This window comes from Streptomyces sp. TRD_SC_5 (assembly GCF_056836825.1).
On the sequence record NZ_JBWZZS010000001.1, the window covers coordinates 2,549,345 to 2,568,745 of the forward strand.

Consider the following 19,401-nt stretch of genomic DNA (forward strand, 5'->3'; position numbering starts at 1 on the left):
ACGAATGACGGGCGGGCGCCCGTGTCCAAGGCCCTCACGGACGCCCGCCGCACCATCCGACGATCCGGTTACTCCGCAGGCCAGGGCACCTGCGGTGAGCGGTAGTAGTCGATGCCGAGTGCGGACATCCGCGGCCCCTGGGCCGCCAGCCGCATCTTGTACGTGTCCCAGTCGTGCGTGGCAGCCGGCGACCAGCCCAGCTCGGCGATGCCCGGCAGCCTCGGGAACGCCATGTACTCGACCTGGTCATTGGTCCACAGCGTCTCGGACCACATCGGCGCCTCGACTCCCAGGACGGACTCGGCGGGCGCGCCCGGCAGGTACGTCCCCGGGTTCCAGTCGTACGAGCGCTCCACCTCGACGTAGCCCGCCCAGGCGAGCCCCAGCGGGGTGCTCTTGTCGTACTTCATGTCGAGGTACGCGCGGTCCGCCGGCGACAGCACCAGCTTCGTGCCGTTCTTCGCGGCATTGGCGACCTGCGCCTTCTCCGCGGCCGAGGTCCTGTCGAGCCCCCAGTACTGCGCGACCGCGCCCTTGACCGGGTTGCCGCCCGTCAGCTGGTGCCAGCCCATCACCGTCTTGCCGTACTTGCCGACGATGGCCTGCGCCTTGTCCATGAAGGCGACGTAGTCCGCGTGCGGCGTGGAATGCGCCTCGTCGCCGCCGATGTGGATGTACTTGCCGGGCGTCATCGCGGCGATCTCCCGCACCACGTCGTCCACGAACCGGTACGTGATGTCCTTCGCCACGCACAGCGAGCTGAAGCCCACGTTCGTGCCCGTGTAGAGGGGCGGCGCGACGCCGTCGCAGTTCAGTTCGGCGTACGAGGCGAGGGCCGCGTTGGTGTGGCCGGGCAGGTCGATCTCGGGGACGACCTCCAGGTGGCGGGAGGCGGCGTACCGCAGGATCTCCTTGTAGTCGGCCTTCGTGTAGTAGCCGCCGGGGCCGCCGCCGACCTGTGTCGAGCCGCCGTACGTCGTCAGGCGCGGCCAGGAGTCGATGGCGATGCGCCAGCCCTGGTCGTCGGAGAGGTGCAGGTGCAGCTTGTTGACCTTGTAGAGCGCCATCTGGTCGATGTACGTCTTGACCTTGTCGACGCTGAAGAAGTGCCGCGACACGTCGAGCATCGCGCCCCGGTAGCCGTAGCGCGGCGCGTCCTTGATGGTGCCGCCCGCGACCGTCCAGGGCCCCTGCTGCCGCGCGTCCTTCTCCACCGAGGCGGGCAGCAGCTGACGGAGCGTCTGCACCCCGTGGAAGAGCCCGGCGGGCTTGCGGGCGGTGATGGTCACCCCGTGGCGGCCGGAGTCCAGGCGGTAGCCCTCGTCGCCCAGCGAGGCGTCCTTGGAGCCGAGCCGCAGGCGGATGCCGTCCTTGGCGTCCCGTTCGGTGACGGGCAGTGCGAAGCCGGTGGACGGGCGCAGTATGTCCGCGAGGTACGAGCCGATCCGCCGGGCCTCGCGCGAGTCGTCGTCGACCCGGATGCGCGTGCGGCCCGTGAGGGCATAAGAAGGCCCGCTCTCGGAGACGGAGGCGGGCGCCGGAATCACTTGGCCCAATGGTCTTGCTTCCACGGCGGGCCGGGCGGCGGCCGGGCCGGCCGCGACGCTCGTCGCTCCGGCGGCGACGACGAGCAGCAGCGGGGCGAACAGGCGTGGAATTCTTCTGCGTTGACTCACGGGCGGTCCCTTCGGCGGGCTTCGCAACAGTGGCGTGGTGCAGGCGAACGGTCACCATGGGTATCGCGCGCCCCGCTTCAGGGTCAAGGGTTTAGACCACTTCCCCGCCCGTGTCTTCCCCGAGCCAAACGCACCCGTGAGCCGTCAATTTCCTCCTGTGACCGAAATCCTGCCCGATTACGGGCAGATTTCTTGCGTACGACCCCGGCTCGCCCGCAGTATCTACGGGTGCTCGAACGCCGCACGTCGTCCCCGTACGACGACCTCATCGACCACCTGGTCCGCAGCACCGCGCTCCCGCGCGGTGAGGCCGCCCGGGTGGTGCTCGACGTGCTGGCGTACTTCGACGAGACGGCCGAGGATTTTGTGCGCCGCCGACACCGTGAGCTGCAGTCCGGCGGCCTGGTGAACGCGGAGATCTTCGAACGGATCGCGGCCGAGATGCCACACCGCGCCGTGGCGCCACCGGAGCTCTCGCTCCGACAGCTGCGCCGCATCGTCTACGGCTGAGCACCTACACAACGACTCGAGGGATACAGACTGTATGTGCGGAATCGTCGGTTACATCGGCAAGCGTGACGTCGCCCCGCTGCTGCTCGAAGGCCTCCAGCGCCTGGAGTACCGCGGCTACGACTCGGCGGGCATCGTCATCACGAGCCCCAAGGCGAGCGGCCTGAAGATGGTCAAGGCGAAGGGCCGCGTCCGCGACCTGGAGGCCAAGGTCCCCAAGCGCTTCGCCGGCACCACCGGCATCGCGCACACCCGCTGGGCCACCCACGGCGCCCCGAGCGACGAGAACGCCCACCCGCACCTCGATGCCGAGGGCAAGGTCGCCGTCGTACACAACGGCATCATCGACAACGCCACCGAGCTGCGCGCCAAGCTCGTCGCCGACGGCGTCGAGTTCCTCTCCGAGACCGACACCGAGGTCCTGGTCCACCTCGTCGCGCGCTCGCAGGCCGTGACGCTGGAGGAGAAGGTCCGCGAGGCGCTGCGCCACGTCGAGGGCACGTACGGCGTCGCCGTCATGCACGCCGACTTCTCCGACCGCATCGTCGTCGCCCGCAACGGCTCGCCGGTCGTCCTCGGCATCGGCGAGAAGGAGATGTTCGTCGCCTCCGACATCGCCGCGCTCGTCTCGCACACCCGCCAGATCGTCACGCTCGAAGACGGCGAGATGGCCACCCTCAAGGCCGACGACTTCCGTACGTACACCACCGAGGGCTCGCGTACGACGGCCACGCCGACCACCGTGGAGTGGGAGGCCGAGTCGTACGACATGGGCGGCCACGACACGTACATGCACAAGGAGATCTCCGAGCAGGCCGACGCCGTGGACCGCGTGCTGCGCGGCCGCATCGACGACCGCTTCTCCACCGTGCACCTGGGCGGCCTGAACCTGGACGCCCGCGAGGCGCGCGGCATCCGCCGCGTCAAGATCCTCGGCTGCGGCACGTCGTACCACGCGGGCATGATCGGCGCGCAGCTGATCGAGGAGCTGGCCCGCATCCCCGCCGACGCCGAGCCCGCGTCGGAGTTCCGCTACCGGAACCCCGTCGTGGACCCCGACACCCTCTACGTCGCGGTCTCCCAGTCCGGTGAGACCTACGACGTGCTGGCGGCCGTGCAGGAGCTGAAGCGCAAGGGCGCCCGCGTCCTCGGCGTGGTCAACGTCGTCGGCTCGGCGATCGCCCGCGAGGCCGACGGCGGCATGTACGTCCACGCCGGCCCCGAGGTCTGCGTCGTCTCCACCAAGTGCTTCACCAACACGGTCGTCGCCTTCGCACTGCTCGCCCTGCACCTGGGCCGCATCCGCGACCTGTCGGTCTCGGACGGCAAGCGGCTGATCGCGGGCCTGCGCAAGCTGCCCGCCCAGATCGCGGAGATCCTGAAGACCGAGGACGACATCAAGAAGATCGCCGAGGAGTACGCGGGCGCCCAGTCGATGATGTTCATCGGGCGGGTCCGCGGCTACCCGGTGGCCCTGGAGGCCTCCCTCAAGCTGAAGGAGATCTCCTACATCCACGCCGAGGCGTACCCGGCCTCCGAGCTCAAGCACGGCCCGCTCGCGCTGATCGAGCCCGCGCTGCCGACGGTCGCGATCGTGCCCGACGACGAGCTGCTGGAGAAGAACCGCGCGGCGCTGGAGGAGATCAAGGCGCGCAGCGGCCGGATCCTGGCGGTCGCGCACCGCGAGCAGGAAAAGGCCGACCACACCATTGTGGTCCCGAAGAACGAGACGGAGCTGGACCCGATCCTCATGGGCATTCCGCTCCAACTGCTCGCATATCACACCGCGTTGGCCATGGGTCGCGACATCGACAAGCCGCGCAACCTCGCCAAGTCCGTGACGGTGGAGTAGCAGCCGACGGGTCTTGTGATCCCGTAACGAACGGTTACGGGATCACGATGACCGGCCGCTGCGCGCGCCGCGCCAGCCGGCCCGCCACCGAGCCGAAGATCCGCCCGACGATGCCGTGCGTCGATCCGACCACGATGGCGTCGGCCGAGTACTCCTGGCCGACCTCCTCCAGCTCGTGGCAGATGTCGCCACCACGCTCGACGAGGATCCACGGCACTTCGGCGAGATAGTCGGCGCAGGCCAGTTCCAGCCCGAGCACCTCGGTGCGGTGGTCCGGTACGTCCACGAAGACCGGGGGCTCGCAGCCCGCCCAGACCGTGGTCGGCAGCCGGTTCGCGACGTGGACGATGATCAGGCCGGAGCCCGACCGCACCGCCATGCCGATGGCATACGAAAGCGCCCGCTCGCTGGACGTGGAGCCGTCGAATCCGACGACGACACCGTGCTGGAAGGCGGGATCGCAGGCGTGGCGCGTTTGTTCCACCGCCCGGAGGTCGTCCAGGGGATGGACGACCTGCTTGCGGTCCGCGGGTTCGGGGATTTCGTGACCGGCCATGGGTGTCTCGGCGAAGAAGTCCTCTTGGGAGGGGTCGCTTTTATTGAGGGAAGAAGCGGCAATTGGTGGTGGAGCTGTGTCCGGGAATCATCTTCCCAAGCCCATACCCCCAAGGGTACGGCGACACTCCTCTCCCTGCCCAGAGCCCGCCGTCCCTCACGCGGCGTCCAAGGGAGCATGCACGAGCCCGGCCCGTAAGGCAATGCCGGTTGCCCCTTACAGGTGTCTCGGCAGGCGGACCGCAGTGACCCCACGGGGCCGCCGTCCGTTAGTCACGCGCCCACCCGTACGTGAGGGAGCCCGCCGTGCCCGGAACCCCGACCACACCCGCCCCGGGCCCGGTCCCCGCCCCGGTCCCCACCGGCCCCACCGCCGCCGTCCCCCCGCCGCGCGGCCGCCGCAGGGCGCCCGAGCCGACGGCCGCGGCACACCGCGGACCGAAGCCTCCTGCCGACCCGGTCGGCGAAGTGGTCCGCTGGGCCGCGTTCAGCTGCGCCCTCGTCCCCGTGGTCCTCGTCATGTACGGCACGTCGTTCGGCGGCGCGGCCGCGGCCGCGCTGGGACTCGCCGTCGTCACCGCCGTCTGCCGGGTACTGCTGCGCCGGTCCGAGCGCGCCGCGGCCGAGGCGGCGGCAGCGGCGCACGGCCGGGTGCGGAAGAGGCCGGCGGGGGCGCACCGGGGCGGGCGTCGTGCCGGGGGAAGCGCACCGGGAGAATGATGGCGTCGCACACGCGAGCCGGTAGCTTTTCAGCCAACTTCTGGCCGCTACCCAACCCTTGGCGCAATGGCCTCCCAACCCCCGTACCACCAGGCATGAAAGGACCGTCTCCGGCCAATGCACCCTACGGGGACGGGCCATGAGCGGGACGCGCACTTCCCTGCGGGGCCCGCGAGTGGAACGCTTCGTGATCGAATGCTTCGCGCCAAGTGGCCTTGTCGACATAGTGCCGAATGCCGAAGTTGTCACGCCGGCACCACCGGACACAGTAGATTCGATCATGGGTATATACGGCGGGGGAATCATGCAGGACCGAGGGGAAACGTGCAGGACCGAGAGGACGCGAACACCAAGGGGGGCTTAGCGTCATGAGCCAGGACTCCACTGCCGTACCGGAGGCCGCACGGAAGCTCTCCGGACGCCGCCGCCGGGAGATCGTCGCAGTACTGCTCTTCAGCGGCGGCCCCATCTTCGAGAGCTCCATCCCGCTCTCTGTGTTCGGCATTGACCGGCAGGACGCAGGAGTGCCCCGCTACCGGCTACTGGTGTGCGCGGGCGAGGACGGCCCGCTGCGCACCACGGGAGGTCTCGAACTGACCGCCCCTTACGGCCTGGACGCGATGAGCCGGGCAGGCACCGTCGTCGTACCGGCGTGGCGGTCCATCACCTCGCCACCACCACCGGAAGCGCTCGACGCCCTGCGCCGCGCCCACGAGGAGGGTGCCCGCATCGTCGGGCTGTGCACCGGCGCCTTCGTGCTGGCGGCAGCCGGGCTGCTCGACGGCCGCCCGGCCACCACGCACTGGATGTACGCGCCGACGCTCGCCAAGCGCTACCCGTCGGTCCACGTCGACCCGCGCGAGCTCTTCGTCGACGACGGCGACGTCCTCACGTCGGCCGGCACGGCGGCCGGAATCGACCTGTGCCTGCACATCGTGCGTACGGACCACGGCACCGAGGCCGCCGGAGCGCTGGCCCGCAGGCTCGTCGTACCGCCGCGCCGCAGCGGCGGGCAGGAGCGCTATCTCGACAGGTCTTTACCTGAGGAGATCGGCGCCGACCCGCTCGCGGAGGTCGTCGCCTGGGCGCTGGAGCATCTCCACGAACAGTTCGACGTGGAGACGCTGGCCGCGCGCGCCTACATGAGCCGTCGCACCTTCGACCGGCGTTTTCGTTCGCTCACCGGGAGCGCTCCCCTGCAGTGGCTGATCACTCAGCGGGTGCTCCAGGCGCAGCGTCTCCTGGAGACGTCCGACTACTCGGTCGACGAGGTCGCGGGCCGCTGCGGCTTCCGCTCGCCGGTCGCGCTGCGCGGACATTTCCGGCGCCAGCTGGGCTCGTCCCCGGCCGCGTACCGGGCCGCCTACCGGGCCCGGCGTCCGCAGAGCGAGATCCACACGGGTCCGTCAGGGCTGTCCGGTGGCGGCCAGATCGCGGAATCGGTGCTGCCGCAGGCCAGGCGCGCGGCGGCGGCGAGTACGTCGACGGGTCCCTCCGCGACCACATCGGCGGCCCCGTCGGCGGCCTCGGAGCAGGGCAAGCCCAGCTCCGATGTGTACACCCCGGGCCGTCCGACGCTGCCCGGCCAGCGGGAACGCCCCGTAGGGTGAGACACATGAACGATCGCATGGTGTGGATCGACTGCGAGATGACCGGGCTCTCGCTGACGGACGACGCACTCATTGAGGTGGCCGCACTGGTCACCGACTCGGAGCTCAACGTGCTCGGCGAAGGGGTGGACATCGTGATCCGCCCGCCGGACGCGGCCCTGGAGACCATGCCCGAGGTGGTGCGGCAGATGCACACCGCCTCGGGCCTGCTCGACGAGCTGGCCGGCGGAACGACGCTGGCCGACGCCGAGGAGCAGGTCCTGGCATACGTACGCACACACGTGAAGGAGCCCGGCAAGGCCCCGCTGTGCGGAAACTCGGTCGGTACCGACCGCGGCTTCCTGCTGCGTGACATGTCGACACTGGAGGCCTACCTCCACTACCGGATCGTGGATGTGTCGTCGGTCAAGGAGCTGGCCCGCCGCTGGTTCCCGCGGGCGTACTTCAACAGCCCGGAGAAGAACGGCAACCACCGGGCGCTCGCCGACATCAAGGACTCCATCGCGGAGCTGCGCTACTACCGGGAGGCGGTCTTCGTGGCGCAGCCCGGCCCGGACTCCGAAACGGCGAAGAAGATCGCCGCGAAGTACGTCCTGCCTGCGGAACACGCGTAACAAGCACCCGGTGAGACCCGGTTAAACCCGGGCGCGAGCACCCTCTGGGACCCTGTACACTTTTTCTCAGCCGGTCGGAAACGACCGGCCACGGTGGGTGTAGCTCAGTTGGTAGAGCACCTGGTTGTGGTCCAGGTGGCCGCGGGTTCAAGTCCCGTCACTCACCCTGAACGATCAAGCCCCGACCTGTGAGAACAGGTCGGGGCTTCTTCGTGTCACGACGAAGCGCGCGTCACCAGCTCCGTCGGGAACACACTCTGGCGTGGGGCGGCCGTGCGTGTGCCCGCCGGGCGGCGGTCGGCGATCTCCTCCAGCAGTACGCGGGTCATCTCGCGGCCCATCTCCTCGATCGGCACCCGGACGCTGGTCAGCGGCGGGTCCATGTGCCGGGCGATGGGCGAGTCGTCGAAGCCGACCAGGGCCACATCGCCGGGGACACTGCGGCCCCGCTCGCGCAGGACCTGGCGGGCGCCCGCCGCCATCACGTCCGAGGCGACGAAGACGGCGTCCAGGCGGGGGTTGCGTTCGAGCAGGTCGGTCATGGCGCGGCGGCCGCCCTCCTCCGTGAAGTCGGCGGGGGCGATCAGCCGCTCGTCGACGCCGAGGCCGGCCGCGGCCAGGGCCTGGCGGTAGCCGTCGAGGCGGCACTGGGCGCCGTACACCTCGAGCCGTCCCGTGATGGTCGCTATCGTGCGGCGACCGCGCGATATGAGGTGGGTCACGGCGCCCCGCGCGCCCGTCACGTTGTCCGCGTCGACGCAGGCGAGCGTCTCGTGCTCGGAGCGGCGCCCGCTGATGACCGTCGGGATGCCGAGCCGGACCAGCAGCTCGGGCAGCGGATCGTCGGCGCGTACGGAGACGAGCAGGACGCCGTCGACGCGGTGGCCGGCGAGGTAATTGGCCAGGCGGCCGCGCTCGCGGTCGTTGCCGACGATGGTGAGCAGCAGCTGCATCTCGGTGCTGTCGAGGGCGGCGCCGACGCCGCGCACGATGTCGGAGAAGTACGGCTCGGCGAAGAAGCGGGACTCGACCTCGGGGACGACGAGCGCGAGGGCGTCGGTGCGGTTGGCGGCGAGGGCGCGGGCCGCGCGGTTCGGTACGTAACCCAGCTCGTCGACGGCGGCCTCCACGGCGGCCCGGGTCTCGTCGCTGACCCGCGGGGAGCCGTTGACCACCCGCGAGACGGTGCCCCGGCCGACACCGGCGCGTGCGGCCACTTCCTCAAGGGTCGGCCGCCCGCCGTTCCGGCCCCCCTGGCCCCGGATTCCCCGAGTCACCATGCCCGACCTCCCCATACTGTGCCCCGTCCGGTCGTCGTCCGGTCGCCGTCCGGTGCTGCGCAATATCTCATAGCGGTCTGGGACAACAAATCCCGCCGTCCGGCGCCTTGACACCCCCGCGAGGAGCCGCGAACCTTCAACACATCACACATGGGAGCGCTCCCACGGTACCTGACTCATACACAACCCGCACGTTCCCCACCCGGGCCGCAGCCGCAACTCAGAGGCGTACCAACACAGTTGGCCGGGGGGTCGGCACGTCAGGGCACAAGGAGGACGCAATGCGCACCAGCACCCGAACGCGCCGCAAGGCGGTGGTCGTCGCCGCCGTGGTCTCACTCGGCGCGGGCCTGCTCGGCGGCTGCGCCGAGGACGGCGACGAGGGAACCGGCGGCTCCGGCGGCAGCAAGAAGGACACCAGGGGCAAGACCACGATCGAGATCGGCACCTTCGGCGTCTTCGGCTACAAGCAGGCCGGGCTGTACGACGAGTACATGAAGCTGAACCCGGAGATCGTCATCAAGGAGGACGTGACCGAGCGCGTCGACACGTACTACCCGGAACTGCTGACGCACCTCGCGGCCAACAGCGGCCTGCAGGACATCCAGGCCATAGAGGTCGGGAACATCAACGAGATCGCCACCACGCAGGCCGACAAGTTCGAGGACCTGTCGAAGGCACCCGGCGTCGACAAGTCGAACTGGCTGGACTGGAAGTGGGCGCAGGGTACCACCAAGGACGGGCAGACCGTCGCGCTCGGCACGGACATCGGGCCGATGGGCATGTGTTACCGCAAGGACCTGTTCAAGAAGGCCGGGCTGCCGACCGACCGCGAGGCGGTGGGCAAGATGTGGGCGGGCGACTGGAAGAAGTACGTCGACGCGGGCGAGGACTACAAGGCGAAGGGCCCCAAGGGCACCACCTTCACCGACTCGGCGGCCGGTCTCTTCGCCGCCGTCAACAACGGCTACGCGGAGCGCTTCTACAACGCCGAGGGCAAGCTGATCTACAAGGACAGCCCGGCGGTCAAGACGGCCTGGGACCTGGCGATGCAGGCTGCCGAGGGCGGGCTGACCGGCAAGCTCAAGCAGTTCGACAAGGCCTGGGACCAGGCGTACGCCAACGGGACCTTCGCCACCGTCTCCTGCCCGCCGTGGATGCTCGGCTACATCAAGGAGAAGGCGGGCAAGGCGGGCGAGGACCAGTGGGACGTCGCTGCGGCCCCTAAGCCCGCCAACTGGGGCGGCTCGTTCATCGGCGTACCGAAGGCCGGGAAGAACAAGGCGGAGGCGATCAAGCTCGCGGCCTGGCTGACCGCGCCCGAACAGCAGGCGAAGCTCTTCGACAAGCAGGCGAGCTTCCCGTCCACCCCGCCGGCGTACGAGATGGACGTGGTCTCCGGCACCAAGAACCCGTACTTCGGCGACGCCCCGACCGGGCAGCTCTTCGCCGAGGCGGCCAAGGGCATCCCGACGCTGGTGCTCGGCCCGAAGGACCAGCAGATCGGTACCGCTTTCGGTGACGTCGGCATCCTCCAGGTGGAGCAGCAGGGCAAGAGCCCGGAGGAGGGCTGGAAGGCGGCCCTGAAGGAGATCGACAACGCGGTGGACGGCTGATGCGTCCGTACACCGACCAGTCCGGCCCGGCTGCGTCCCCCTCCTCGGGGGACGCGGTCCCGGACCGCAAGCAGGCGGAGACGGTGGCGGCCGAGCGGCCGCAGGGCACCGACCGCCGCCGGGTGTGGCGCAGCAGGCGCTACCGCTGGGACACGAAGTACAGCCCGTACGCCTTCGTGGCGCCCTTCTTCGTCTTCTTCGCGGCCTTCGGGGTCTTCCCTCTCCTCTATACGGGCTGGTCGTCGCTGCACCGCGTGTCGCTGTCGGCGCCGAACGACATGGAGTGGGTGGGCCTGCACAACTACACCCGCCTCCTGGAGGACGAGTTCTTCTGGAACGCGCTGCGCAACACCTTCACCATCGGGGTCATCTCGACGGTCCCGCAGCTGCTGATCGCGCTGGGCATCGCGCATCTGCTCAACTACCGGCTGCGCGCCTCGGGCTTCTTCCGGGTCGCGATCCTCACGCCGTACGCCACTTCGGTGGCGGCCGCGACGCTCGTCTTCGTACTCCTCTTCGGACGCGACTACGGGATGATCAACTGGGCGCTGGACGCGGTGGGGCTCGGGAAGGTCGACTGGCAGAGCGGGACGCTGTCGTCGCAGATCGCGGTGTCGACGATCGTCATCTGGCGGTGGACGGGCTACAACGCGCTGATCTATCTGGCGGCGATGCAGGCCGTGCCGAACGACCTGTACGAGTCGGCGGCGCTGGACGGGGCGACCAGGTGGCAGCAGTTCCTCCACGTCACCATCCCCTCCCTGCGGCCGACGATCCTCTTCACGGTCGTGGTCTCGACGATCGGCGCGACCCAGCTGTTCGGTGAGCCGCTGCTGTTCGGCGGGGCGGGCGGGCAGAAGGGCGGGGCGTCGCACCAGTTCCAGACGCTGGGCCTTTACCTCTACGAGCAGGGCTGGTTCAACTTCCACCTCGGCCGGGCCTCCGCGATCGCCTGGGCGATGTTCCTGATTCTGCTGATCGTCGCGGGTGTGCACCTGCTGATCACCCGCCGACTGAGGAAGAGCCAATGAGGACGACATTGCGTGCTCGCGCGGGGCGCCATCTGCACGGCGGCCCCCTCACCTACGCCGTGCTGATCGTCTTCACGGTCGGCTCGCTGTTCCCGCTGGTCTGGACGGCGATCGCGGCGTCCCGCAACAACACCCGGCTGTCCCAGACGCCGCCACCGTTCTGGTTCGGCGGGAACCTCTTCAAGAACCTCCAGACGGCCTGGACCGACGCCAACATGGGGCTGGCCCTGCTCAACACGGCGATCGTGGCGGGCACCATCGCACTCGGCACGGTCCTCTTCTCGACCCTCGCCGGCTTCGCCTTCGCCAAGCTGCGCTTCCGCTTCAAGAACCTGCTGATGCTGCTGGTCGTGGCCACGATGATGGTGCCGCCGCAGCTCAGCGTCGTACCCCTGTTCATGACGATCGCCGAGCTGGAGTGGACCGACCAGCTCCAGGCCGTCATCCTGCCGACTCTCGTCAGCGCCTTCGGGGTCTTCTTCATGCGCCAGTACTTGCTGCAGGCGCTGCCCAGCGAACTGGTCGAGGCGGCAAGGGTGGACGGCGCGAGCAGTCTTCGCATCATCTGGCACATCGTCTTCCCGGCGGCGAGGCCGGCGATGGCGGTGCTGGGCATGCTCACCTTCGTGGCCGCGTGGAACGACTTCTTCTGGCCGATCATCGCGCTGACCCAGGACAACCCGACCGTGCAGGTGGCGCTCGCCAACCTCGGCCAGGGCTTCGTACCCGACCAGTCGGTGATCATGGCCGGCGCCCTGCTCGGCACGCTGCCGCTGCTGCTGGCCTTCGTGCTCTTCGGACGGCAGATCGTGGGCGGGATCATGCAGGGCGCGGTAAAGGGCTGACTTCCAGTTCGTCTCCCCCCTTTCATCTCTCTCCTTTCGTCTCTCTCCCCATTCGTCTCTCTCCTACCAGGAGCGCTACATGACTGAGATCACCGAGAGCTTTCCGCCCGGATTCCTGTGGGGCTCCGCGACCGCCGCCTACCAAATCGAGGGCGCGGTACGGGAGGACGGCCGCACCCCGTCGATCTGGGACACCTTCAGCCGTACGCCGGGGAAGGTGCTGGGCGGCGACACGGGCGACGTGGCCGTCGACCACTACCACCGGATGCGGGACGACGTACGGATGATGGCGGACCTGGGGCTGGGCGCGTACCGCTTCTCGGTGTCCTGGCCGCGCGTGCAGCCGACCGGCCGGGGCCCGGCCGTCGAGCGGGGCCTGGACTTCTACCGGGCGCTGACGGACGAGCTGCTGACGGCCGGGATCACGCCCAGCCTGACCCTGTACCACTGGGACCTGCCGCAGGAGCTGGAGGAGGCGGGCGGCGGCTGGCCGGCGCGCGATACGGCGTACCGCTTCGCGGAGTACGCGGGGATCGTGGCCGAGGCGCTGGGCGACCGCGTAGAGCTGTGGACCACGCTCAACGAGCCCTGGTGCAGCGCGTTCCTGGGGTACGGGTCCGGGGTGCACGCGCCCGGCCGTACCGACCCGGTGGCCGCCTTGCGCGCCGCCCACCACCTGAACCTGGCCCACGGCCTGGCCGTACAGGCGCTGCGCGCCGCGCTTCCGGCCCGGGCGCGGATCGGCGTAAGCCTCAACCCGAGCGCGGTCAGGCCGTTGACGCGGTCGGAGGGCGACCTGGACGCGCAGCGCCGTATCGACGCCCTGGCGAACCGGATCTTCACGGGCCCGATGCTGACGGGCGCGTACCCGCCCGACCTGCTGGCCGACACCGCGCACCTGACGGACTGGTCGTTCGTACAGGAGGGGGATGCGACAACGGCGGGCCGGCCGCTCGACTTCCTGGGCATCAACTACTACGCGCCGACGGTGGTTTCGGCGGCGACCGACGGCCCGGCTGCCCGCCACGACGGCCACGGCGCCAGCGACCACTCGCCGTGGCCCGGCTCGGAGTCCGTCGCCTTCCACCAGCCGCCGGGCGAACTGACGGCGATGGACTGGTCCGTGGACCCGACCGGCCTGTACGACCTGCTGATGCGATACGCCCGTGAGGCGCCCGGGCTCGCGCTGATGATCACCGAGAACGGAGCGGCGTACGACGACAAGCCCGGCACCGACGGCACGGTCGACGACCCGGACCGCATCCGCTACCTGCACGGCCACTTGGCGGCCGTGCGTCGGGCGATGACGGACGGCGCGGATGTGCGGGGCTACTTCCTCTGGTCCCTGATGGACAACTTCGAGTGGGCGTACGGCTACAGCAAGCGGTTCGGTGCGGTGTACGTGAACTACGAGACGCAGGAGCGGACGCCGAAATCGAGCGCGGAGTGGTACGGGCGGGTGGCGAAGACGGGGGTGCTGCCGTATCCCATGCTGGGTGGTTGATTGCGGTGACGGGTGTGCGGGCGGCTTGACGACTGGTGTTGGCGGCCGGCCGACGTCTCACCGCTGCCGAGGATCTGCCCGGGGGCGCGGGCGGACCCTCGGCGGGGGTGGATGAGGGCGGGCGCGGGCGGGCGGGGGCCGGCTGGCCCCTGTCGCTCGGAGGCCACGCGAAGCGCAGTTGCCACTTCACGGCTAGTGCGAGTGCCAGTGCTGATACCAGCACGAAGATGTACTGCGAGTACTGCGAGTACGCGACTGGTACTGCTACTGCTGCTTCGCCTTGCCGGTCATGTCGGCGGTCTGGGCGGCTGCCGGGGGCTCGACGTCCAGCTCGGTGCCGAAGTCGCTGTATTCGATGACGGTCCGGACGTCGACCTTTTGCGGGCCGTCGGCCGCCGCACCGTCGGCCGCCTTCACCTGCATGTCCATCTGCTGACGGCGAATACGCCCGTCGTCGTCCAGCCAGACGTCCATCGGCAGGGTTGGGCCGAGCTGCTTCTTCAGCTGGTCGACCTTGGCACGGTCGCCCGTAGCGGCGAGCTTGTCGACATCGATGGTGACGCGGTAGTGGGTCGTGTTCGTGCCGCCGACCTGCTCCGTGCCGATCTTCTTGACGTCCTTGTCGGTGACGCCCTTGGCGAAGCCGGCGGACTCGGCAGGGTTGTTCACCTGGGAGGAGCCGCCGCCGCTCTGCTGGGCGGCTTCCTTGAGGTCGATCTTGATCCAGGGCTTGTTGCCGGGAACGTTCGTCTGCTGCGCCTTGGGGATCTTCTGGTAGACCACGTTGTCGACCACGCGCTGCTCGATCTTCTGGCCCTCGGCGGAGAGGGTCATTTCGCTGTCGCCTTCGGCGAGGTCGATGACGCCTTGGCCATTGGCGGAAACGGTCTTGCCCTGCGCGGATGTCCGCGTGGTCAGCGTCATGCGCGCGGTTTCCGCCTCGGCGGTCTTGTCGTAGGCGGTGCGTACGGCAGCGGTGCCCTTTTCCTGGGCGCCGGGACTCTTCTTCTCGGCCTTGTTGTTGTCGGCCGCCTTGTTGCCCGAGTCCGTACTGTCGCTTCCACACGCCACCAACGCGGTACACGCGACGACGGCTCCTGCCACGCCGATGGCTCCGGTCTTCAGGCCTTTACGTAACCCGAACATGCAACCCCACTTTCCGTGACGGTCGTTCAGTTCAACGCTCGACCTGGCATCGAGTGCCCGCGGCCGACCCGATTACGCAGTAATTATGCGGAGCCAAGCGCTCCGCGGGGGCGCTCGGGCGGGGCTTCGGCGGGCCCGTGGCGTTGGTTGCGTCTGCTGTGGGGGCCGCCTTTGGTGAGGGTGGCGTCGGAGGCCCGGCGGTAAAGGGCGCTCCTGCGTCGCGTCGCCTGCGGCGATTGCGCTGCGCTTCACCCTTGACCGCCGAACCTCCGCCGCAATGCTTAAGGGGGGCGGCCCCCGGGGGGAGCCCACGGGGAAACTCCGGCAAGTGGTCACTCACCGCTGCCGGGCGACGGGTGTGTGGGTGGGGCGCACGAGCTCTAGGGGGCGGCTCGGCCCCAGGCTAAGCGGGTGCGGGAACGGCCGCTGGTGCACCATCCGCATTCCGGACGCACACGGTCACCCAGGCCGGTGGGCGGCTGGCCGTCTGAGCCGACCTGCGGACTCATGTCTATGCAGGTGGGGCGCGACAGTTGAATGGGGCGACTCGGGCCGGCTCGGCGTCCACCCCCACCGGTGGTCGGCCGGGCCACAAGCACGTTGCTGGGCTTGGTGGGTGGAGGGGCGTCCAGGAGTGTGGTTCTGCCGATGGCTGCGGCGCGCCTGCGACCAGCAGGCCGCGCCGTGGCCGGGAACAAAGCCCGGCGCGCCTGGGGACCTTCAGGCCCGCCATCCCACCCACGCCAGCCACACCACTCACACCAGCCGCACCGTTGGATCGGTTCGCCCGGTCCTTGGGGCCGTTGTGGGTCGAAACGCTCCCATGACGACCCGAAGCGATACGGGAGGGACCGGTGTGATCCGAGGGGCGTTGCGACTCGTCAACTGTCGAGTTCGGTGCAGTTGCCCCTGGGAGGGGGCGGTTGGAGCGAATGAATCCCACTGAAGGTGGGCTGTTGCTGGCGCCATGGCGGGCACGCGAGTAACGCGGCCAACACCAGCCCACCGAAACACAGCAGGCTCACCAGTCACACCAGCGCGACCGGACGTCCCCACGGCCACTGCGCTCGGCCTCGCCGGACGCCCCTGCACGTGGGCCGAAACACTCCCACGACGGCCGGTTCGCTGCACCCGACTCACCGAGGCAGTGGGTGAGGCGACCGACTCGTGCAGAAAGCGAAAGCCGGCCAACTGCCTCGGCCGTGACGGGTGGAAAGAGCGCTCCGGCCTGGCCCAAGCCCGCAAAGCACCCCCACCCCTGCAAGCCACCGAACCGACAGCCGACAAGCCGCCACACCAAACGCAGCAATCACACCAACCGAACCGACCGCCCCCGGCGCGTGGGTCGAAACGCTCCCGCGATGACCGGAAGCGCAAGGACTGTGACGAGTGAGGCGTGAGGGGCGTTGTGCCTCGTCACGTGTCAAGTTCGTTGCATTCGACGCCCGACCGGTGGCGGGCCCTCAAGTCGCCTCGCTTGTGTCGACGACGCCGACATCACCCCTACGGCACTGCCCGCAGCCGTGTAGATAAACCCCCAGTGCGTGAGCGCCCACCTGTGATCGTCAAGACCACCAGCCAAGCAGAGCCCGCGCGACGTGAAGGCAGCAACTAGCCACCCGCGCCCATGACCCATCGGACGAATCGCCTTTCGGTGGAACCTGAGCAACCGGACGCCTGTGCCGGGCCGTTGGCATGCAACAAACCCCGCACATGACGCCTCTTCCGCCCATCACAAGCAACCAGAACTCGGGCATAACGGGCGACTGTTCTCGTCTTCTGTCGGTTTCGGCCCATCCCGCCCGCCCCGTCGAGGACCTCGAACCGCCCCCCAACCGGGCCGTCCGGTCCGATCACCGGCCCCAGCCACGGCAGGACTACTCGCTCCTGGGTGCCCTTCCACCCACCAAGCACGACCACGTGCTTGTCGCTCGACCGACCACCGGCCGGGGTGGACGCCGAACCCGCCCGAGTCGCCCCATTCAACTGTCGCGTCCCACCCGCAGACGGGACGGCCCGCAGGTCGGCCCGGATGATCGGCCGTCCACCGGCGTGGGTGCCCGTGTGCGTCCGGAATGGGGATGGTGCACCAACAGCCGTCGCCGCACCCGCCGAGACTGGGGCCGCACCACCCCATAGACCGACCGCGCCCCACCCACACACCCGCAAGCCACCAAGCCCACCCGCGCCCGTATCCCAGTTGTCGTGCAGGGCGTTTTTTCTTGGGCCGTCCCCTGTTGAGCGTTAGCGGTGGGACGGGGCGGCGGGTCAAGGGTGGGCCGCAGGCCCATCGCGCAGCGACGCGACCGCAGGGAGCGCCCTTGACGCGCCGCCCCGGCCCACCGACACTCGAGCGCTCGGGACGGCCCGAAACCCCCAGACGCAACCAGTGGTCAGCCACCCCCGGCCGGAGCAAGCCGCCCAGAAGCAACCGCAGCCCGCAGCGAGTAGCCTTGAAGTGGACTCGGGGATCGCTCTCGCCCGCCGGGAGGCGCATGGTCATGGCCGTGCTCGTGTGCAAGAACTTCGACTCCGCAGATGAGACCCGTCCGTTCGAGGACGGCAAGGGCAGGCTTGATCTGCTCACCACCGAGCGAGGCCCGGTCGGCCGCGCGGTCTTCGAACCTGGCTGGCAGTGGTCGAAGCACGTCAAGCCCATCGCCGGAACCGACAGCTGCCAGGCCTCCCACGTCGGATACGTCGTGAGCGGTCGAATGAAGATCGTCATGGACGACGGCGAGAGCGGGGAAGCCGGCCCCGGGGACTTCATCTCCGTCGCGCCCGGCCATGACGCCTGGGTGCTGGGCGACGAACCCTGCGTAACTCTCGACTGGGTCGGCTTTGGGGACTACGCCACACCCGCCGGCTCCTGATAGCAGGCCCCGGTTCCACCGCCCAGCCCCCTCGCCCCGCCCGCCCCGTCCCCGCCCCGTCCCTCCGGCCGGGCGGCGGCCCGCACCTCGTCGCGGCCCGAGGGGCGGCGATAAGCCATCCGTGTTGTCATCGATGGAGGAGAGAACAACGTCCCGAACGCGGGAGGACCCAGGAATCATGGCTATGAACAAGCAGCTCAAGGCCCGCGACATCATGACCAGCGGTGTTCAGTGCATCGGTGCGCACCAGTCGCTGTACGACGCCGCACAGATGATGCGTGACCTGAACGTCGGTTGTCTGCCCATCTGCGGCGACGACAACAGGCTCACCGGCCTGATCACCGACCGCGACATCGTCGTGCAGTGTTGCGCCGAAGGCGTCGACCCGGCGACGGTTCAGGCTGGCACGCTCGGTGGACACGTGCACTGGATCGACGCCGACGCGGACGCCAACGAGGCTCTGGAGAGCATGGAGACGCACCAGATCAAGCGCCTCCCGGTCATCGACGTCGCGGGAGGCCACCAGCTGGTCGGAATGATCACGGAGGCCAACCTCGCCAAGAACCTCAGCGACGAACAGATCGCGGAGTTCGCGACGCGCGTGTACGCCGCGACCGCCGGCTGAAACAACCAGCACCCTGACCACCCCGCCCCGCGCGTCCGGTCCAAACCAGTTCAACCAGGCCAGACCAGACCAGTCCAGTCCAGACCAGCGCAGTTCAGACCAGCGCCGTCCAGCGCCGGCAGCGCCTGAAAAAGGTCTTAGCCCCGAAGGGCTGACAGGCCCTTCCGGAGGTCGTCGGCGTTCATCACCGGATGGATCTCGATCCTGGCGCCCAGCCTGTCGAAGAGCGGCTCCGCGATGCTCGGCATCTCGGAGCTGTCCTTCATGTCGAACACGAACACACAGGACCGCGCACCCTCACCCGGACCGAAGTACGCCGCCTCGGGCTTGAGCCGTTCGATCATCGACTCCATCAACTGCGGCAGTGAGCCGTCCTTGATCGCCTCGTTCGACAGCTGGGTGTCCATTACGGCTCGCAGCATGACCCTCATCGCGCCCGCTCCTTCGGCTCGGCACACCGCGACCGGCGCGGCCCAGGCCGCGCACACTGAAGCCCGGTGGCGTCGTCCCGCTCAGCCTCGCCGCGTACGACCACACCGGCAACATCTCGTCCACCGTCCGAGCACGCACCGCCCCCCCCAGCACGCACCCCTGATTACTTCTCGTACGCCGCCGCGAACGCTTTCGTGAACGCCAGCGGCTCCTGCACGATCGAACTGCACGTCGCGTCGGCCGCCCCCTGCGCCCCGCCCGGGCACTCCGTCTTCCACGCCGTCGCGTCCGACAGGCCGAGCACGCCCTTCAGCTCTTGGTCCTGCCGCTCGCCGTGCGCCGGTGCGTCGTTCTGCTCATCGCGTGCCTGCCTCTGCGTTTCGGGACTCCCGAGGAGAGGGGGACGACCCAAAGTGGGGGTACGGCTCGTGCGGCAGCACGCTAGCGAGCCCGAAACGGACAAGTGACCGGTTTCGCGTGGGACTTGAAAACCTTAGGGCGCAGTTAAGGCA

The 19,401-nt window shown here is 69.2% G+C and carries 17 protein-coding genes and 1 tRNA gene; 12 read left to right on the forward strand and 6 right to left on the reverse strand.

The annotated features are described in order from the left end of the window. Positions 1-68: 68 nt before the first annotated feature. The gene (locus AC1P0E_RS11665) at positions 69-1,676 is read right to left on the reverse strand and encodes a beta-N-acetylhexosaminidase (protein ID WP_482742108.1); all 1,608 of its coding nucleotides are present in this window, start codon (positions 1,674-1,676) and stop codon (positions 69-71) included. Between the two features lie 228 nt (positions 1,677-1,904). Here AC1P0E_RS11665 and AC1P0E_RS11670 point away from each other — a divergent pair, with 228 nt between their 5' ends. Together AC1P0E_RS11670 and glmS are read left to right on the forward strand one after the other, a co-directional pair. Next, the gene (locus AC1P0E_RS11670; protein WP_482742109.1) at positions 1,905-2,186 is read left to right on the forward strand and encodes a hypothetical protein; all 282 of its coding nucleotides are present in this window, start codon (positions 1,905-1,907) and stop codon (positions 2,184-2,186) included. A 34-nt stretch (positions 2,187-2,220) separates the two neighbouring features. Further along, complete coding sequence (gene glmS / locus AC1P0E_RS11675; protein WP_482742110.1) at positions 2,221-4,038, forward strand: glutamine--fructose-6-phosphate transaminase (isomerizing); 1,818 nt, start codon at positions 2,221-2,223, stop codon at positions 4,036-4,038. A gap of 34 nt (positions 4,039-4,072) precedes the next feature. Here glmS and AC1P0E_RS11680 read toward each other — a convergent pair whose 3' ends face one another. Next, positions 4,073-4,594, reverse strand: a complete 522-nt coding sequence (locus AC1P0E_RS11680) for a universal stress protein (RefSeq protein ID WP_482742111.1) — start codon at positions 4,592-4,594, stop codon at positions 4,073-4,075. Between the two features lie 305 nt (positions 4,595-4,899). Here AC1P0E_RS11680 and AC1P0E_RS11685 point away from each other — a divergent pair, with 305 nt between their 5' ends. The 4 genes from AC1P0E_RS11685 (at position 4,900) to AC1P0E_RS11700 (ending at position 7,703) form a co-directional block, all read left to right on the forward strand. Continuing rightward, entirely contained in the window at positions 4,900-5,313 is a 414-nt protein-coding gene (locus tag AC1P0E_RS11685) for a hypothetical protein (RefSeq protein WP_482742112.1), read from the forward strand. Between the two features lie 368 nt (positions 5,314-5,681). Next, on the forward strand, positions 5,682-6,923 hold the full coding sequence (locus AC1P0E_RS11690) for a helix-turn-helix domain-containing protein (RefSeq protein ID WP_482742113.1): 1,242 nt from the start codon (positions 5,682-5,684) through the stop codon (positions 6,921-6,923). A 5-nt stretch (positions 6,924-6,928) separates the two neighbouring features. Then, the gene (orn, locus tag AC1P0E_RS11695) at positions 6,929-7,537 is read left to right on the forward strand and encodes an oligoribonuclease (RefSeq protein ID WP_482742114.1); all 609 of its coding nucleotides are present in this window, start codon (positions 6,929-6,931) and stop codon (positions 7,535-7,537) included. Between the two features lie 93 nt (positions 7,538-7,630). Further along, positions 7,631-7,703, forward strand: a tRNA-His gene (locus tag AC1P0E_RS11700). A gap of 49 nt (positions 7,704-7,752) precedes the next feature. On the opposite strand, the gene AC1P0E_RS11705 is transcribed toward AC1P0E_RS11700, so the two are convergent. Then, positions 7,753-8,817: a LacI family DNA-binding transcriptional regulator gene (locus AC1P0E_RS11705; RefSeq protein ID WP_482742115.1), complete on the reverse strand. Its 1,065-nt coding sequence runs from the start codon at positions 8,815-8,817 to the stop codon at positions 7,753-7,755. A gap of 281 nt (positions 8,818-9,098) precedes the next feature. Here AC1P0E_RS11705 and AC1P0E_RS11710 point away from each other — a divergent pair, with 281 nt between their 5' ends. The 4 genes from AC1P0E_RS11710 to AC1P0E_RS11725 all read left to right on the forward strand — a co-directional run bounded on the left by AC1P0E_RS11710 (position 9,099) and on the right by AC1P0E_RS11725 (position 13,813). After that, positions 9,099-10,433 (forward strand): ABC transporter substrate-binding protein, encoded by a 1,335-nt coding sequence (locus AC1P0E_RS11710; protein ID WP_482742116.1) that lies wholly within the window; start codon positions 9,099-9,101, stop codon positions 10,431-10,433. Then, positions 10,433-11,464, forward strand: a complete 1,032-nt coding sequence (locus AC1P0E_RS11715; protein WP_482742117.1) for a carbohydrate ABC transporter permease — start codon at positions 10,433-10,435, stop codon at positions 11,462-11,464. The genes AC1P0E_RS11710 and AC1P0E_RS11715 overlap by 1 nt, the downstream gene beginning before the upstream one ends. Then, positions 11,461-12,309 (forward strand): carbohydrate ABC transporter permease, encoded by an 849-nt coding sequence (locus AC1P0E_RS11720; protein ID WP_482742118.1) that lies wholly within the window; start codon positions 11,461-11,463, stop codon positions 12,307-12,309. Before AC1P0E_RS11715 ends, AC1P0E_RS11720 begins: the two co-directional genes overlap by 4 nt. 79 nt (positions 12,310-12,388) lie before the next feature. Beyond that, positions 12,389-13,813, forward strand: coding sequence for a GH1 family beta-glucosidase (locus AC1P0E_RS11725; RefSeq protein WP_482742119.1), 1,425 nt, complete (start codon positions 12,389-12,391; stop codon positions 13,811-13,813). A 264-nt stretch (positions 13,814-14,077) separates the two neighbouring features. On the opposite strand, the gene AC1P0E_RS11730 is transcribed toward AC1P0E_RS11725, so the two are convergent. Continuing rightward, positions 14,078-14,959, reverse strand: a complete 882-nt coding sequence (locus AC1P0E_RS11730; protein ID WP_482742120.1) for an SCO4651 family lipoprotein — start codon at positions 14,957-14,959, stop codon at positions 14,078-14,080. A 2,501-nt stretch (positions 14,960-17,460) separates the two neighbouring features. On the opposite strand from AC1P0E_RS11730, the gene AC1P0E_RS11735 reads away from it, so the two are divergent. Then, a complete protein-coding gene (locus AC1P0E_RS11735) occupies positions 17,461-17,832 on the forward strand; it encodes a cupin domain-containing protein (RefSeq protein ID WP_482742121.1) in 372 nt (123 codons plus the stop codon). Positions 17,833-18,016: 184 nt separating this feature from the next. After that, on the forward strand, positions 18,017-18,457 hold the full coding sequence (locus AC1P0E_RS11740; protein WP_482745727.1) for a CBS domain-containing protein: 441 nt from the start codon (positions 18,017-18,019) through the stop codon (positions 18,455-18,457). 137 nt (positions 18,458-18,594) lie between these two features. Here the strand turns inward: AC1P0E_RS11740 and AC1P0E_RS11745 are convergent, their stop codons facing one another. Continuing rightward, complete coding sequence (locus tag AC1P0E_RS11745) at positions 18,595-18,888, reverse strand: hypothetical protein (RefSeq protein WP_482742122.1); 294 nt, start codon at positions 18,886-18,888, stop codon at positions 18,595-18,597. Between the two features lie 164 nt (positions 18,889-19,052). Beyond that, on the reverse strand, positions 19,053-19,301 hold the full coding sequence (locus AC1P0E_RS11750; protein ID WP_482745978.1) for a hypothetical protein: 249 nt from the start codon (positions 19,299-19,301) through the stop codon (positions 19,053-19,055). Positions 19,302-19,401: the final 100 nt, after the last annotated feature.